At 65.8% G+C, this 16,552-nt stretch carries 15 protein-coding genes; 9 read left to right on the top strand and 6 right to left on the bottom strand.

Annotated elements, in window-relative coordinates:
* Nucleotides 1-42: 42 nt before the first annotated feature.
* On the top strand, nucleotides 43-1,635 hold the full coding sequence (locus C8J47_RS06340) for a glycosyltransferase family 39 protein (RefSeq protein ID WP_121884942.1): 1,593 nt from the start codon (nucleotides 43-45) through the stop codon (nucleotides 1,633-1,635).
* Between the two features lie 190 nt (nucleotides 1,636-1,825).
* Nucleotides 1,826-3,091 (top strand): MFS transporter, encoded by a 1,266-nt coding sequence (locus tag C8J47_RS06335; RefSeq protein WP_259467404.1) that lies wholly within the window; start codon nucleotides 1,826-1,828, stop codon nucleotides 3,089-3,091.
* 17 nt (nucleotides 3,092-3,108) lie between these two features.
* Here C8J47_RS06335 and C8J47_RS06330 read toward each other — a convergent pair whose 3' ends face one another.
* From C8J47_RS06330 to C8J47_RS06320, 3 genes are read right to left on the bottom strand one after another with little or no spacing between them, the layout of a single operon-like run.
* Nucleotides 3,109-5,442, bottom strand: a complete 2,334-nt coding sequence (locus C8J47_RS06330) for a xanthine dehydrogenase family protein molybdopterin-binding subunit (RefSeq protein ID WP_121884940.1) — start codon at nucleotides 5,440-5,442, stop codon at nucleotides 3,109-3,111.
* Nucleotides 5,439-6,422 (bottom strand): xanthine dehydrogenase family protein subunit M, encoded by a 984-nt coding sequence (locus C8J47_RS06325; RefSeq protein ID WP_121884939.1) that lies wholly within the window; start codon nucleotides 6,420-6,422, stop codon nucleotides 5,439-5,441. The genes C8J47_RS06330 and C8J47_RS06325 overlap by 4 nt, the downstream gene beginning before the upstream one ends.
* Nucleotides 6,419-6,925, bottom strand: a complete 507-nt coding sequence (locus tag C8J47_RS06320; protein WP_121884938.1) for a 2Fe-2S iron-sulfur cluster-binding protein — start codon at nucleotides 6,923-6,925, stop codon at nucleotides 6,419-6,421. Before C8J47_RS06320 ends, C8J47_RS06325 begins: the two co-directional genes overlap by 4 nt.
* A 211-nt stretch (nucleotides 6,926-7,136) precedes the next feature.
* On the opposite strand from C8J47_RS06320, the gene C8J47_RS06315 reads away from it, so the two are divergent.
* Nucleotides 7,137-7,499, top strand: a complete 363-nt coding sequence (locus C8J47_RS06315; RefSeq protein ID WP_121884937.1) for a hypothetical protein — start codon at nucleotides 7,137-7,139, stop codon at nucleotides 7,497-7,499.
* 16 nt (nucleotides 7,500-7,515) lie between these two features.
* Here the strand turns inward: C8J47_RS06315 and poxB are convergent, their stop codons facing one another.
* Entirely contained in the window at nucleotides 7,516-9,264 is a 1,749-nt protein-coding gene (gene poxB / locus C8J47_RS06310; RefSeq protein WP_121884936.1) for a ubiquinone-dependent pyruvate dehydrogenase, read from the bottom strand.
* Nucleotides 9,265-9,449: 185 nt separating this feature from the next.
* Between poxB and C8J47_RS06305 the strand changes: the two genes are divergently transcribed.
* The 5 genes from C8J47_RS06305 to C8J47_RS06285 all read left to right on the top strand — a co-directional run bounded on the left by C8J47_RS06305 (nucleotide 9,450) and on the right by C8J47_RS06285 (nucleotide 12,013).
* Entirely contained in the window at nucleotides 9,450-9,791 is a 342-nt protein-coding gene (locus C8J47_RS06305) for a hypothetical protein (RefSeq protein ID WP_121884935.1), read from the top strand.
* Between the two features lie 3 nt (nucleotides 9,792-9,794).
* Nucleotides 9,795-10,130 (top strand): hypothetical protein, encoded by a 336-nt coding sequence (locus C8J47_RS06300; RefSeq protein WP_121884934.1) that lies wholly within the window; start codon nucleotides 9,795-9,797, stop codon nucleotides 10,128-10,130.
* A gap of 284 nt (nucleotides 10,131-10,414) precedes the next feature.
* Nucleotides 10,415-10,726: a hypothetical protein gene (locus C8J47_RS06295; protein WP_259467403.1), complete on the top strand. Its 312-nt coding sequence runs from the start codon at nucleotides 10,415-10,417 to the stop codon at nucleotides 10,724-10,726.
* Nucleotides 10,727-11,043: 317 nt separating this feature from the next.
* Nucleotides 11,044-11,634: a L,D-transpeptidase gene (locus tag C8J47_RS06290; protein WP_259467402.1), complete on the top strand. Its 591-nt coding sequence runs from the start codon at nucleotides 11,044-11,046 to the stop codon at nucleotides 11,632-11,634.
* Between the two features lie 34 nt (nucleotides 11,635-11,668).
* Complete coding sequence (locus C8J47_RS06285) at nucleotides 11,669-12,013, top strand: Rap1a/Tai family immunity protein (RefSeq protein WP_121884932.1); 345 nt, start codon at nucleotides 11,669-11,671, stop codon at nucleotides 12,011-12,013.
* A gap of 5 nt (nucleotides 12,014-12,018) precedes the next feature.
* Here C8J47_RS06285 and C8J47_RS06280 read toward each other — a convergent pair whose 3' ends face one another.
* A complete protein-coding gene (locus C8J47_RS06280) occupies nucleotides 12,019-12,264 on the bottom strand; it encodes a hypothetical protein (protein WP_259467401.1) in 246 nt (81 codons plus the stop codon).
* Between the two features lie 58 nt (nucleotides 12,265-12,322).
* A complete protein-coding gene (gene rsgA, locus C8J47_RS06275; RefSeq protein ID WP_121884931.1) occupies nucleotides 12,323-13,318 on the bottom strand; it encodes a ribosome small subunit-dependent GTPase A in 996 nt (331 codons plus the stop codon).
* A 225-nt stretch (nucleotides 13,319-13,543) separates the two neighbouring features.
* On the opposite strand from rsgA, the gene C8J47_RS06270 reads away from it, so the two are divergent.
* Nucleotides 13,544-16,366 carry a TonB-dependent receptor gene (locus tag C8J47_RS06270; protein ID WP_121884930.1) on the top strand — a complete coding sequence of 941 codons (2,823 nt, stop codon included), beginning with the start codon at nucleotides 13,544-13,546 and terminating at the stop codon, nucleotides 16,364-16,366.
* Nucleotides 16,367-16,552 lie beyond the last annotated feature (186 nt).

Genomic DNA, 16,552 nt, shown 5'->3' with positions numbered 1-16,552 from the left:
ATGATCATGGTTTTCGGGCGCCCGGTCGGCTAGTTTTGCGCGATGACCAACCGGGGGGCCGTCACGCGAACGATCGCACTCGCGCCACTGCTCGGGCTGGCGGCGCTGGCGCTCGCCGCGCTCACGGGCGGGCTCTCGGCGAGCTTCATCGATCCCGATGAGTCCTCGCATTACATCAACACGCTGTTCATTGGGGACTGGCTGCGCGCCGGGCTACCCTCGCCGATGACGTTCGCGCAGGATTTCTACGCGCACTTTCCAAAGCTCTCGATCGGCCACTGGCCCCCCGGCTGGTACGCGCTGCTCGCGCCGCTGTTCGCGGTACTACGCCCCTCTCCTTTTGCCGCCGCGATCCTCAGTGCGTTCATCGCCGGGCTGCCGGCGTCGCTCGTGGGCTGGGGCCTGTTCCGCGCCGGCGCGTCACGCCTGGCGATTGCCGCCGCATTCGTCGTGCTGCTCCTACCGCTGGAGGTCGAGAGCGCGCGCTACTTCCTGCTCGACCAGCCGGTGACGCTGGTCGTCGGACTCGCTGGCATCGCTTGGCTCGCCGCCGCCGACCGTCCGTCCTGGTGGCGCTACGCGCTATTCGCGGCGCTCGCGGTCTTCGCGACGCTCGTGAAGGGCAACGGCGTGCTCGTCATCCTCGTGCCCCTGATCGAGATCGTGCTCTCGCGCCGCTGGGCTCTGTTGGCCGATCGCAGCCTCTGGATCGCAGGCGTGGCGACCGGTCTGCTGGTCCTGCCGTGGTACTTGATCTCGTTCAGGATATCGGCTGGCGGGTTCAACTACGCACCGGGGTTCGCCTACGCGTGGGACTCGCTCGTCACCAACCTTAAGGCCGTACACGCCAATATTGGCCTGAGCGGGATGTTCCTGGTGGCGGTCGGTGCGATCCATCACTGGCGCGATGCCCGTTCGGGGCCGGTCGTCAGGCTATCAGTCGCGGTGATCCTCGCGACGCTGATCTTCCAGGCGATCGTGCCCGTGGCGCTAGTCGACCGGTACATCCTGCCGCTGCTGCCGTGGTGCATCATTCTCGCCACATTGGGGATCCGTTCGTTGTGGAGCTTCGGCGCAGTGTTCCGGGCGGCTGCGGTCGCCTGCTCCGTCGGGATGCTCGTTCCCCCCGCGATCGCCCTCGCGCACGAAACCGCGAAGCCCGATCTCGGCGCGCCGGCGATCGCGCAGACGATGATCGACACGCCCGGTATCTGGCTGGTCGACGGCCGGGCCGGCGGCGAGGGCGCCGTGATCGCCGCCGCCGCCTTTGCGGATCGCGGTCGGCGGCAAATCTGGACCGCCCGCGCGTCGCAGTGGCTATCGACCAGCGACTTCATGGGCCGCGGCTATGTCCTGACCGCGCGAACCCCAGGTGAGGCTGCGGCCACGCTGGACCGCCTCGGTATTCGCGGCGTGGTCGTCGTCGGCGAACGACTGCGGCCGGCCTACCCACACAGCGTCGTCCTGACACAGGCGGTCGAGACACCTGGATATCTCCAGCGCAGAACCCGGTTCGCGATCGGTCCCGGTGTGACCCTGGTCGCGGTTCGCGCGACTCCGGTCACCGCCCGCCCGGACCTACTCGCAACCGGTAGCGGCTCGCACAATTTCGCGGCGATGACCGGCACGCAATAATTGGTCCCGGTGCGCCCCTAAGGCGACGGCGCCGTTCAGTTTCAGTTTAGGTCATGAGATCATTACCTAAATTACACGCTCGATATTATACAATCGTCGAAACTTTCCAGGCATCGGTCGAGTTAACGATCCGACGACGGCCGGTTCGCGGACAATGTCGGGCGCTCGACAGCAAGTTTCAGGAATTCTCATGGCTATGACGGATGCGCCTTCCGCAACGGACACGCGGGACGAACAAGGCGGCACATCCGTCCAGACTAGGACGCTCGATGCGCTGAACTTCTTCCTCGCCGACGTACGCGATGGGCTGGGGCCATATCTCGCCATCTACCTGCTGGCGGTGCGCGGGCCGGCGCATGGCTGGAACGAGGCGACCGTCGGCGCAGTCCTGACGATCGCCGGCATCGTCGGTCTGATCTCTCAGACGCCCGCGGGCAGCCTGATCGATCGCGCCAGGAACAAGCCGCGGATCGTGATGATCGCCGCGTTGCTGGTCACGCTCAGCAGCATCTCGCTGCCGATCGTCACGGGTTTTACGGTCGTGGCGATCACCCAATCGGTCGCCGCGGTCGCGGGTGCCGTGTTCGCACCGGCGATCTCGGCGATCACGCTCGGGCTGGTCGGACCAAAGCTCTTCGCCAAGCGCGTCGGGCGGAACGAAGCCTTCAATCATGCGGGCAACGCGGTATCCGCCGCTCTGGCCGGCGTGCTGGCATGGAAGTTCGGCCCCGTCGTCGTATTCTGGTTGATGGGCGGACTGACCGTCGCGAGCATCGTCACCGCGTCGCGGATCGACAACGGCGCGATCGACAACGCGGTCGCGCGGGGTCTCGACTGCGAACCGGACGACGATTGCGAGGAACCGAGCGGCTGGAAGGCACTGATCGAGAACAAGCCGCTGATGATCTTCGCGGTGACCGCATTCCTGTTCCACCTCGCCAATGCCGCGATGCTGACGTCGGTCAGCCAGCTTCTCTCGCGCACGGTCGGCAAGGACCAGGCGACATCGCTGACCGCCGCCTGCATCGTCGCCGCGCAATTGATGATGGTGCCGGTCGCGATCGTCGTCGGTCGCAACACCGAGAAATGGGGCACAAAGCCGCTCTTCCTCGTCGCCTTCGCGTTCCTCGCTGCACGCGGTGCGCTCTACACCGTGTCGAACGACCCGTGGTGGCTGGTCGGGGTCCAGGCGCTAGACGGCATTGGCGCGGGCATCTTCGGCGCGCTGTTCCCGGTGGTGATCGCCGACTTGACCAAGCGCACCGGGCGCTTCAACGTCAGCCAGGGCGCGGTCGCGAGCGCACAAGGCCTGGGCGCAGCGCTGTCGGCCTCACTAGCTGGCGCGATCATCGTCAGCGCCGGTTATACCGCCGGTTTCCTAACGCTTGCGGTCGTCGCCGGACTAGGCCTCGCGCTCTATTTCTTCGCGATGCCGGAGACCAAACACCGGCATTGAGTTCAGGCCGCGTCGCTTCAGACCAGCAATTTGTCTAGCGTGATCGGCAGATCGCGAACCCGCGTTCCGGTCGCGTTATAGACCGCGTTCGCGACCGCTGCGGCTACCCCGGTGATGCCGATCTCGCCGATTCCGTGCGCACCCATCGGCGTGTGCGGGTCGGCGATGTCGGTCCAGATCACCTCGATCTCGGGGACGTCGAGATGCACCGGCATGTGGTACTCGGCGAGACTGGGGTTCATGATCCGGCCGTTGCGTTCGTCGAAATCGGTCTCTTCCATCAGCGCTAGGCCGAGGCCCATGATCATGCCGCCGCGGAACTGGCTGCGCGCGGTCTTCGGATTGAGGATCCGGCCGCAATCGAACGACCCGAGGAAGCGAGTGACGCGCACCTCCCCCGTCACCGCGTTGACGTGGACCTCGCAGAAGATCGCGCTATGCGAGTGCATCGACCAGTGCATCTGTTCGAGTGGCGGCGATCCCTCGGCCGAAACGGTCACCGCATCGCGCTGCGCCCGGCCGAGGATCGAGGCGTAGGACTCGCGTCGCGCCGGATCGTCGAGCTTGGCGAGCCCGCCATCCTCGCTGCCGACCTCGTCCGGCGACAGCCCGGCAAGCGGTGAATCGTTGCCGGCGAGTTTCAACAACTCCGCCACCAGCGCGTTATGCGCGGCGATCACCGCGCCGCCGATCGCGGCCGTCTGCTGCGATCCACCCGCGAGGATCGACCCGGGAATGATCGAATCGCCATAGCGAACCTCGACCGCATCGAGCGGCAGCCCGAGCCGTTCCGCGGCGACCATCGTCGTGGTCGTCGACGTCCCCATCCCCATTTCGTGCGCAGCGACTTCGACCAGCGCCTTGCCCGCGCGGTCGAGCGTGATCCGCGCTGCCGCCCCCGGCATCCGGTAATAGGGATAGGTCCCGGTCGCGCAGCCCATTCCGATCAGCCATTCGCCCTCGCGTCGCGCGCCGGGCAGCGCACGGTCGGCCCAGCCGAACGCATCCGCCCCAGCACGCCACGCCTCGACAATGTGCCGCGACGAGAACGGCAGGCCCGACGTCGGATCCATCTCCGGCTCGTTGCGGAGACGCAAATCGATCGGATCGATGCCGAGGTCGACCGCGAGTTCGTCGATCGCTGATTCCAGCGCGAACGTCCCGACCGACTCGCCGGGCGCGCGCATGAACGTGTTGGCGAGCATGTCGATCTTCACGACGTCGACCGACAGCTTGATACTGTCGGCGGCATAGCCCGCGCGCGTACCGAGGATGAACGGTTCGGGCATGTGGTTGTGCGGCGTATCCGCGGTCGTCCCGGCGTGGATCAGCGCCTGGAAATGGCCATCCGCATCCGCACCGATCGCGACGCGCTGCTCGGTCAGCGTACGTCCGCCAACGCCCCGGTAGACGCCCTCTCGGGTCAGCACGATACGGACCGGGCGTCCGACCAGCCTGGCGGCCGCGGCGCCGAGGATCTGGTGATCCCACAGGCACTTGCCGCCAAATCCTCCACCGACATACGGCGAAGTCACGCGGACCTGCTCGGCGTTCAGGTCGAATACGTCGGCGATCGTTGCCGCCGCCATCGTCACTAGCTGGCTGGCGTCGTGGATAATCAGCTCGTCCCCCACCCAAGCGATCGTCGCGGCGTGCGGCTCGATCGCGTTGTGGTTGTGCCGCGGCGTCCGATAGATGTGGTCGACCTTGTGCGAGGCGGCCGCCAGCATGGCGTCGGCATCGCCGATCGTGTTCGACAGCGGTTGGCCCATGAAGGTTGCCGGCTCGGCGCCCTTGGCCTTCGCCGCCGCAAACGACGTGATCGATGGCTCTACGTCGTAGGTCGCGACGATCAGCGACGCGGCGTGGTCGGCCTGTTCCTGCGTTTCGGCCAGGACCACCGCGATCGGCTGCCCGTTCCAGGCGACGCGATCGTCCTGCATGATCGGCAGGTCGGCGGGCGCCGCCGCGGTCGGTCCGGACCCGAACACTGCGGGCTGGTTCATCCGCGGCGCATTGCGATACGTCATCACCGCGACGACGCCAGCCGAAGCCTCCGCCGCCGCCACGTCGAGCGTCGCGATCCGCCCGCGCGGGATCGTCGCGAACGCCAGCGCCGCATAGACCATGTCGTCGAGCGCGAATTCGGCCGCGAACCGCGCCGCGCCCTTAACCTTCAACGGACCATCCAGTCGCGACACCGATGTACCGATCAGGCCGTGCTGACGCGCGATCAGCGGATCGGGAACGCCGCCGGGAACCCAGCTGTCCGGCGCGAGCGGGACCAATTTGCTGACCGCACCCTGCACCAGACCCTGCGCGGTCTGCTTGACGGTATCGACGATGCTCATGCGGATACTCCCAGGTCGCCAAGGACGGCGACGATCGTCCGTTTCGCGAGTTCGATCTTGAAGCCGTTGTCGTGGAGCGGCCTGGCGTCGGCGAGTTCGGCGATCGCGGCTGCACGAAACGCCGCCTCGGTCGCCGGGCCACCACGCAGCAGCGCCTCCGCCTTGGTCGCGCGCCACGGCTTGTGCGCCACGCCGCCGAGCGCGATACGCACGTCCCTCACCTGCCCGTCGACCACGTCGAGCGCCGCCGCGACCGAGATCAATGCGAAGGCATAGCTCGCCCGATCGCGAACCTTGCGATAGGTCGAGGTCGCCGCGAACGGCATCGCGGGCAGTTCGATCGCGGTGATCAGGTCGCCCGCCGCGAGCACCGTGTCGAGATCGGGACGATCGCCCGGCAGGCGGTGCAGTTCGACGAACGGAAGCGTACGCGCGCCACCGCGGCCCTTGACATGGACGACCGCATTGAGTGCGGCGAGCGCAACGCACAGGTCGGACGGATGCGTCGCGACGCAGGCCTCAGATGCACCCAGAATTGCATGGATACGCGTGAAGCCCCCGACCGCATCGCAGCCCTCGCCGGGCACGCGCTTGTTACAACGCGAACCGTCGGTGTCGTAGAAATAGGTGCAGCGGGTGCGCTGGAGCAGATTGCCGCCGACCGTCGCCATGTTGCGGATCTGCGCCGACGCCCCTGCCAGGATCGCCCGCGACAGCATCGGATAGCGCGCGCGTACCCCAGCATGCTCGGCGAGCGCGGTATTGCGCACCGCCGCGCCGATCAGCAGCCCACCATCCGCCGTCTCGGTGATCGCGTCGGACAGCCCGGTGACGTCGACAAGCGTGTCGGGCTTGGCGACCGTCTCGCGCATCAGGTCGACCAGATTGGTCCCGCCGCCAAGATAGGCCGCAGTTTCCGCATGGCCGAGACGGAGCGCTTCGGCGGTATTGCCGGCCCGCGCATAGGAAAAGGGGGTCATGCCGCCATCTCCGCCGCCACGGTTTCGCGGATCGCATCGATGATCCCGTTATGCGCGCCGCATCGGCACAGATTGCCGCTCATCCGCTCCTGCAATTCCTCGCGCGTCAGTTGCACATCCGCGGTGAGATCCGCGCTGACGTTGCTCGGTACGCCGCGCTTCGCCTCCGCTGCCATGCCGATCGCCGAACATATCTGGCCAGGCGTGCAATAGCCGCACTGGAACCCGTCATGGTCGATGAACGCCTGTTGCAACGGGTGCAGCGCATTCCCGTCCGACAACCCCTCGATCGTCGTGACCCGACGCCCGTCATACTGGACCGCCAGCGCGAGGCACGACAGGATACGCTCACCGTCGACCAGCACCGTGCACGCGCCACATGCGCCCTGGTTGCAGCCCTTCTTCGTGCCGGAGAGGTGCAGCCTCTCGCGCAACAGATCGAGCAGCGAGACGCGGGGATCGTCGGGCAGAGCGACCGCCGATCCATTGACGAGTATCGGCATCGCACTCTCCTACCTGCAACCCATGCGCACGCTTCGAACGCGGCCAGGTCAATTTCATACCGAGCGGTATAGGCGAGTTTCATACGATCCACCAGCGTCTTGGCACGCAATGTACGACGCTATCTTACAAAGCGCGTCGCACGCGGTATGCAGCCCGCACATAAGAAGAGACCGACGGTCTCGCGAGCGGCACCGCAATCAGGAACGAGCAATGGCAGACACGAATCCGACCGACTGGGACGCGGCACAGGTGCGCAAATGGCTCGACGCCCGGATTGCCGCGGCGCGGTCCGATCAGGTCGTCGCCGAACGCGGCGGCTATGGCCAGCAGGACGACTGCGACAAGGCAACCGCCGAGGAGATGGTCTGCACGCTGATGCAGGCGAAGGACTCGGCGGCCGACCAGAAGCGCTTTGCCGCCGACCTGAAGGCACTGCTCAACCGTGACGAGTTCATCTGGCGCGGCGTGTATGACGATACGCGGTTCGACCGCCACGTCCGGTCCTACGTCCGCAAGCTCGTCAAGATGGCCAAGACGAACAGCGGCTTCGACCGGACCGCGCGCTACCAGTGACGCGCGTCCCGTCCGATCAGAACAGGCGCTTCAGTAGACCGACGTTGGTCTTGCCGAGTTCGACGACCGAATCGCCGCGACCGCTGATGATCGCCTTGGCCATGTAGAGCGTGAAGCCCTTCATCTGCTCGAGCGTGATCTTTGGCGGCATCGATAGTTCGGTGCGCGCCGTCACCGCATCGAGCAGCGCAGGGCCCGGATGCGCCAGCACGTCGCGGACGCCGGCCTCCACCTCGCCCGGATCGGTGATCCGTACGCCGTGGATCCCGATCGCGCGCGCCATCGCCGCGAAATCGGGATTGTCGAGCGCGACGCCTGTCTCGACCAGCCCCGCCGCCTTCATCTCCATCTCGACGAAGCCCAAAGTACCATTGTTGAAGACGATGATCTTCACCGGCAGCCCGAGCTGACGGACGGTCAGCAATTCGCCCATCAGCATCGCCAGACCGCCATCACCCGACAGCGTGACGACCTGACGATCCGGGAAGCTGGCCTGCACGCCGACCGCCTGCGGCAGAGCGTTGGCCATCGATCCGTGGTTGAACGATCCGATCAGCCGGCGCCGCCCGTTCATCTTCAGATAGCGCGCCGCCCAGATCGTCGGCGTGCCGACGTCGCAGGCGAACACCGCATCGTCCGCCGCGACCTCACTGACGACGCGGGCGACGTGCTGGGGATGGATCACGCCGCTGCCGGGCGTTCCGTCGGCGAGTTCGTCGAGCCCCTTGCGCGCGTCGGCGTAATTGTCGCGCGCGGATTTCAGGAACGCGCCGTCGCGGGCGCCGGTCAGGTGCGGCATCAGCGCCGCGAGCGTCGCGCCGACATCGCCGACCAGCCCGATATCGATCGCGGTCCGCCGTCCGAGATTTTCGGGAAGCAGGTCGATCTGCGCGACCTTGGCGTCGACCGGATAGAATTGGCGGTAGGGAAAGTCGGTGCCGAGCATCAGCAACACGTCGCAGCCCATCATCGCATCGTACCCGCTCGAAAAGCCGATCAACCCGGTCATGCCGACATCATAGGGGTTGTCGTATTCGACGAACTCCTTGCCGCCGAGCGCGTGGACGATCGGCGCCTGGAGCCGCTCGGCGACTTCGAGCAGTTCGGCGTGCGCGGTCCGACACCCGCGGCCGGCGAGGATCGTCACCTTGCCGGCGCCGTTCAGGAGCGTGGCCAGTTCGGCGATATCGGCGTCCGCGGGGACCGTCGTCGCGCGCGACGGCAACAAGGCGCCCGCCGACCGCGCCAGCGTTCCGGTGGTGGAGCGCAACGCGACATCGCCCGGCATTGCGACGACCGAGACACCGCGATGGCCGACGGCGGCGCGGATCGCGGTTTCGAGCGTGCGCGGCATCTGGTCGGCGTCGGAGATCGTCTCGCAATACACGCTGCATTCGCGGAAGAGCGCCTCGGGACGCGTTTCCTGGAAATAGTTCGAGCCGATCTCGCCGCTCGGGATCTGTGCGGCGATCGCCAGCACCGGCACCCGGGTCCGGTTGCAGTCGTACAGGCCGTTGATCAGATGCATGTTGCCGGGGCCGCACGACCCGGCGCAGACCGCTAGCCGACCGGTCAATTGCGCCTCGGCACCCGCGGCGAACGCGGCCGCCTCCTCGTTGCGCATATGGATCCACTCGATCTTGCCCTGGCGCCGCAAGCTGTCGCTCAGCCCGTTGAGGCTGTCGCCGACCACCCCGTAGATGCGCTCGACCCCGGCCAGATGCAGCGTTTCGGCGAACAGGTCGGCGATGACGGTCTTCGGCATATGACGGCTCCAGGCAATTTGAATGATCGCTGTCGATCGAACGACGGACAGGACGCAAACGCGTTTCACGTCGGTAGAGATGCAGCGCGCGCAACCTTTCACGCAAAGCCTGCTTGCGCGACACGAACGGAACGGCTTTGAACCACACCCGTCGGAAGCGCCCGTCGAGACAGTTCAGGTACACAATGGCCCGCAAGCATTCGAAACACATGCCCTATGAAGATCCGCAGGCAGCGGAGGAGCAGGACGTTCCGCCAGCGGTGCCATGCTGGTTGTGCGGCCGCCCGACCGGGACGACGATCGTCTGGCATCACCCGGTGCCGAAAAGCCGCGGTGGACGCGACGTCGTGCCGATGCATCCGGTCTGTCAGCAGACGCTGACCACCAATTTCTCCAATTCGGAACTGCAGCGCGCCGGGATGGATGTCGACAGCCTGCTCGCCAACCCGACCATCCGCAAGTTCGTCGACTGGGTCGCGAAGAAGGATCCCGATTTCACCGCGTCGCCCGCCAAGAAGACCCGCTGAGGCGTGCCCGCGGACGTTCATCCGGTAACCCCGGACGGCCGCTACTTCGTCGTCCGCGGCAGGCTATGGCGTCGCGCCGATCCCTCACTGTCCGAGGATCGCCGTACCGCGCTGGTCGCCGAGCTGATGCAGGCCAGACGCGCGGTGGGGTTCGCGTTGCGCAAGGCCGACAAGGCGGCGTTGGCGGAGGCGCGGGCGAACGTCGATCGTGCGAAGGTCGCGCTCGGCGAACGCGGACCGGTCTGGTGGCAGGACGGCACGCCGGATCTCAACCGCCGCATGGTCGCCAACACGCCCTATGCGGAGTGGTTCGAAAACGGCGCAAACGATCAGGGGTAAACGCCCCGACCCGGGTCGAAGGCGGCGGATGGACGCCGTGACGATGCACACCCTACGACCGCGGCCCATGGAAAACGATGCGGTGCCAATGAGATACGGCCTGACGAAGTATTCGCTGCCACGACGCCGGAACCGCGAAACCGCCGTCGGACGCGCCGCGTTTTGTGCAAAATCGCTCCTTCGATTGGACCCGTAACGGACACATTTCAGCCAAAACGAATTGCCAAACGGATCGGGCCGGGACCTTGGTCGCCGGGAAATACCACTACAGATGAGGTGAGGGAATGAATTCTAACTTTGCAAAGCGTTCGGCAGTTGCGATGATCCTGCTCGGTTCGGTCGGCCTCGGCGGCTGCGCGACCAAGGGCTATGTCAACGATCAGATCGCCACGGTGAACACCCGCATCGACGGCATCGACGGACGTCTGCGCACGGTCGAGGGCGTATCCGGCCAGGCGCTGACCCAGGCCCAGGCTGCAGCCGGCCAGGCACAGCAGAATGGTCAGCGGATCGACCAGCTCAACGGCCGCGTCGATGGCGTCGACCAGCAGATGCAGCAGCTCCAGAAGCAGCGGGCGCGCAAGCCGCGCGGCTGATCGCCGAACACCTAATGCCGGGTAACCGGCACTTGTAACGGAAAACGGCTCTGCTAAATCGTCGAATGATCAATCTTCGAACGATGGCGTCAGAGCCGTTTTCTTGTGCGTTTCGGGTCGCCGTCTTGGTGTCGCTTGCGGCGGCACCTTGCCTCGCGAATGCCCAGACTGCCGACGCCAGCACTCGACCTGCCAAGAAAGCGGCGAACGCGAAAACCGGGCCTGCCAAGCGCCCGTCGGTAAAAGGCGCGTCTGCAAAAGGCGCATCTGCAAAACGCCCACCTTCAAAACGGAAGGTCGCGAGCGTTGCTCCCCCGGTGCCCGTGCCTATTCCGACCGGATCGGCATCTCGGGTGATGGCGTGGGTCAAGGCCGCACAGGACAACGCCGCCCTCCCCTATATCGTCATCGATAAGCCCGCCGCTTTGCTCTATTTGTTCAAGGCAGACGGCACGTTGCTCGGACAGACGCCCGTCCTGCTCGGCATCGGAATCGGCGACGATTCGACCCCGGGGGTCGGGGCCAAGAAGCTCGAAGACATCGGCCCCGCCGAACGGACGACGCCCGCTGGTCGGTATGTCGCCAAGTTCGGTCGCGCGTTCGGCCATGAGCGCGTGCTCTGGGTGGACTACGCCAATTCCGTCGCGATCCACGCGGTCATCACCACGAACAAGAAAGAGAAGCGCGTCCAGCGACTCCTGTCGCCGTCGCCCGACGACAACCGGATCTCGTTCGGCTGCGTCAACGTCGGCACGCCCTTCTATACGCGCAAGCTCAGCCCGCTGTTCAAGAAGGCGGGCGGCGTCGTCTACATCCTGCCGGACACGAAGACGCTGGACGAGGTATTCCCCCGCCTCCGCCTGCTGCCGTATCTCGACGGCGCGGCGCAAAGCGACCCCGCTGCATGACCGTCATACCCGCTCGATCGAAGAGAAGAACCGCATGCTCCTGTTGATGATTGCCGCACTCGCCGCATCGAAAGCGCCGGTCGTGGTCAGTTCGCTGACGACCGAGCAACTGGTCAGCGACTGTCGCGGCAAGGACACCGATCCTGCCGCCACCTTCTGCACCGGCTATATCATCGGTGCGTTCGACACCCTGTCGCAGGCGCGCCAGATATGTCCGAAACCCGCGAGCGCCTCGACGCTGGAGACCGTCGCGTCGGTCCGTCGATACCTGCGGATGCACGACGAGCAATGGACCGATGCGCCATCCTTCGTCGTGCGTAACGCGTTGCGGGCGAAATTTCCGTGCGGAAGCACCGCGGTCAAGCGGAAGCGCAAGTAAGCCTGTCAGGCGGACGCGTCGTCTGGCGCTTCGTAGATATCCGGGAAACTGTAGGCGGACGGCGGATCGTCGAACGTGCCGCGTGCGAACACTACGATGTCGCCGGCCGCCACGTCCAGCTTAGCCCAGCTGTCCCATCCGACATGGATGAAGTCCGGCGGCCCGAAGACACGGATCGCACGCGAATATTCGTCACCGCGAAAGCCCACGAAATGCAGCGCGGGACGGCGCGAAGGGTTGGCATCGTTCAACACGGTATCGACGTAGCGGCAGAGACCGGAACACGCCGAACCTTGGCATGACGCACGCTTAGGATCGCCGCCGACCGCCGGTCGACACGGGTCCCTTTTCCTCCGCCGCGAGCCTGCGCCAGCGGTCGAACCGCTCCGGGGTCAGCGTCCCCGCAGCAATCGCCGCCTGGATCGCGCAGCCCGGTTCCACCCGGTGCGAACAGTCCGAGAAGCGGCACTCCTGCGCGACCAGGGTGAAATCGTCGAAGACCTCGGCAATGCCCGAGGCTGCCTCGGACAGTTGCAGCTCGCGCATACCCGGCAGGTCGAGCAGCCACCCTCCCTGTTCGAGCCGATGCATCTCGCGCACCGTCGTGGTGTGGCGCCCGGTGCCGTCGATGGCGCGTATCGCCTGCGTCGCAATGCTGTCGGAGCCGCGCAACGTATTGACGAGCGTGGACTTGCCGACGCCCGACGATCCGAGAAACGCCACCGTCTTGCCCGGACCGCACCACGCCGCGAGACGCGCGACGTCGGCCGGGTCGCGGCCGTTGACCGTCTCGACCAGCAGACCCGGTTCGATCGCACGCGCCGCCGCCGCGAACGTCTCCGGCGTATCGGTCAGGTCGGACTTGGTCAGCACCACGACCGGCTGCACGCCGACCTCGCGCGCCAGCACCAGATACCGCTCCAGCCGCGCAACGCTGAAATCCTGGTTGCACGACGCGACGATGAACACCGTATCGACGTTGGCCGCGATCATCTGGTCCTTGCGCGGATCGGCAGGCGAGCGTCGCTTGAACAGGTTTACCCGTTGCAGCACGCGGATTGGATGCCGCATCGCATCGTCGAACAGCAGCCAGTCGCCGACCGTCGGGTGGTCGTCGGTCGGCTGCGCGCCGGGGATATAGGGCGAGACGAAGTCGCGCGACCCCTCGCCCGCCACCGCGATCTTGCCGCGGTGGACCGCCATCACGCGGACCGGATGGCAGTGCTGTGCCTCCTCTTCGGAAATCTGCTCGCTGAAATGCGCGGTCCAACCAAGGTCTGCCAAGGTGTCGGTCGTCGGTGTCATCGGGTCACTATAACCGCTTTCGATCGGGCGGCATCGGATATTGCAGTGTTCGATCAGCGGCGGATAAGCGCGACTGATCGCAGGCGCGCATCCGCTCGTTCCGTAGCGTAAAATATAACCAAACACGTACAATTATACGATCCTGTCATAAAACGGTATCGAATCGGTCCTAGCTGCCCGGTCAACGGACGTGCCAGTCCGCCCAACCATCCCAGGGGGGAAACCATGAACACGACACTCCCGATGCCGGTACGCCGGCAGCGATCGCGCGCGCTTGCCCTTTTGACCCACGTCGCCGGCGGGGCGCTGGCTGCTGCGATCGTCGCCCTCCCCGGCACGGCTGCGTTCGCGCAGACCAGCCCGGCCGCCACGACGACCGACGACACACTGCCGAAGGAGACCGTCAGCGAGGCGATAACGGGCGACATCGTCGTCAACGGCCGCCGTCAGCAAACCGCGCTCGCCGAGGAGCATGACGCGGTCGGCGTCATCGACATCGTCACCACCGGCGACGTCGCGATCCATTCGCAGACCGGGATCGCGGATCTCGCCAAGCAGCTGCCCGGCATCTCGGTAAGCCGCGACCAGGGCCGCAACCAGAGCGCCACCGGCGAAGCGCAATATGTCTCGATCCGCGGGTTCGACACCGGTTACAACGCCTACACGCTCGACGGCCTGCGCCTGCCGCAGGTCGCTGGCAGCTCGCGCGCGATCTCGCTCAACCTGTTCTCGCCGTTCGCGGTCGGCGCGATCGCGGTCGACAAGACTCCTGGGGCAGCCAAGGATTCGGACTCGATCGCCGGCATCATCGACCTGCGGACACCGACTGCGTTCGACTTCTCGACCGACTTCACGCGCGCTCGCGTCCTCGCCCAAGGCGCACAGCTCGCGCTCGACCGCAAGCAGAAGGGGTTCGGAGGCGCGGTCGGCATCGACGCCGCGCGGCGTTTCGGCAGCGACCACCAGTTCGGCGTCTATGTCGCGGGCTATTACGAGGAGCGCGCCAACGCCGCGGAATCGACTGCGGTGCAGAACGACTACAAGACCACCGCCTTCAACGTCGGCACGCCCCGCGCCAACGGGAACGCGCTGTCGGCCGACGGCGTCCAGTGGAATTTCTACAACAACGAGATCAAGCGCTACGGCGCGACCGGCTCGCTCGACTATCACGGCGACCCGGTCGAGCTATTCGCGCGGGTGAATTACGCGACCTATCTCAACACCAACACGATGAACCAGACGGGGCTGCGCAACGAACTGACGCGCGGCCAGACCAACTCCAACCCGGTCCGTACCCTGACCGGCGGCGGCACGACGCAGGCGTACAACGCCGCGGGAATCTACACACCGCTCGGTATCAACCCGGCCAGCTATTTCCGTACCGAGGACGTCGAGCAGGAGCTGTTCTCCGCGCAGCTGGGTGGCAAGGCTCACTGGAACGGCTTCACCGCCTCGCTCGAAGGCGCGTATGCCGACGGTCGCTTCGATCAGCCGCAGCGGATCGAGGCGGCGTTCCGCGGGATCGCTTATAATGGCGCGGCGAACAACACCGGCGCCGCGACGCAGGGCGTCGTCGTCGACCTGTCCAATCCCAAATCGCCGCGGCCGGTGCTGTCGTCAGGAGCGAGCGCCTATGTCGCGTCGCTCGACCGGCCGAGCCAGCTCTACATCCAGCAGGGTTACGACTATCTGTCGGAGATCAAGAAGACCGTGAAGGGCAGCATCGGCTGGGACAGCACCGGCGTGCTGACCAACATCGCGATCGGCGGGCTGTACGAGGATTCGGATCGCGACGGTCGCTCGCTGGCGCCCGACGTCACGCGCTACCGGTTCCTGACGCCGCTCCAGAACGGCACCGTGCAGGGGCCGACAATCAACCAGTATAACGGCTATGTGCTGACCGACTTCCTCGATTATTATCCGTCGCGCGGGATCAAGGTCCTCGACCGCAGCCAGCTCGATTCCCAGGTCAGCCAGTATGTGAACCAGTCGCTCGTATCACCGACGGTGATCAACCAGGGACTGCTGAAGGGCAACGAAAAGCGCGAGGCGGCCTATGCGACGGCGACGCTGACGATCGGGACGCTGGAAGTGATTCCGGGGCTGCGGTACGAGGACAACAGCTTCCGGGCGCGGTATTTCTCGACAAATGCGAACGGCGTCGGCGGCACTTTCGTCAATGCCGGACGCGACTACGATCATCTCGACCCCAGCCTGCTGGCGGCATGGAAGCCCGACGCGCGGTTCGTCGTGCGCGGTGCGGTGCGATCGAGCTATGCGCGCCCGGCCTTCGACCAGCTCGCCGGCCCGACCCAGCGGAGCGAGGCCGATTCCAGCGGCAACATCACCGTCACCCGGCCCAACCCGAACCTGAAACCGGTCGAGGCGTGGAGCTATGACGCGGGCGTGGAATATTATGGCGGCGTCGGCCGCTACCTCCAGGTCGCGCTCTATTACAAGACGCTCAAGAACATCCTCGTGCCGACCGGGACGCGCTCGATCGGCGACACCGTCGGATCGGTGACGACGATCCAGCCCGCCAACGGCCGCGACGGCAACGCGCGGGGTATCGAAGCGTCGGGTCGCTTCACGATCGGCGACATACTTGCCTCGAACTTCCTCGGCAATTTCGGGGTCGGCGGCAACATCACGTACCAGCACACCGAAGCGAACTATCAGATCTCGGCGACCGACATCCGGAAATCGACCCTGCCGCAGGCACCCAACCTGATCTACAACGCCGAGATCTTCTACGCCGCCGGCCAGTTCCGCACCAACCTGTCGTACAACTACACGGGGCGTTTTCTCGCGACCGTGCAGGACAGCCAGCCCGACATCTACGTCCAGCCGATCGGCGAGATGAACTTCGGCCTCGCCTTCGCCGCCACCGAAAACCTCGAAATCGGCGTGGCGGCGCGCAACCTGCTCGACCAGCACACCTATTGGGCGACGGTGGGCAAGTCGGAACGCTACATCTCGAACGACCGCAACGGCGGCTACATGAACACCGGCCGCGTGTTCCAGTTCAGCCTGACGATGAAGATGTAACAGCCGGGAATACCGCCGGTCGCCTGTAAATGGTGACCGGCGGCGACAAACTGGTCGCTGTTCGCCTCTTCAGAATATCGACGACACGCCGACGTACCGAAACGCCCGGGAATTGTTAAATCGACGCTCTTGATGACGGCGGCGCTTACGGTCGGACGGCTAGGAGCGGTAACCGCTGGCTCGCCG

The sequence above is a fragment of the Sphingomonas sp. PP-F2F-G114-C0414 genome (assembly GCF_003688595.1).
In the GTDB taxonomy this organism is placed as follows: Bacteria; Pseudomonadota; Alphaproteobacteria; order Sphingomonadales; family Sphingomonadaceae; genus Sphingomonas.
This window is presented reverse-complemented; position numbering and strand designations above follow the sequence as displayed.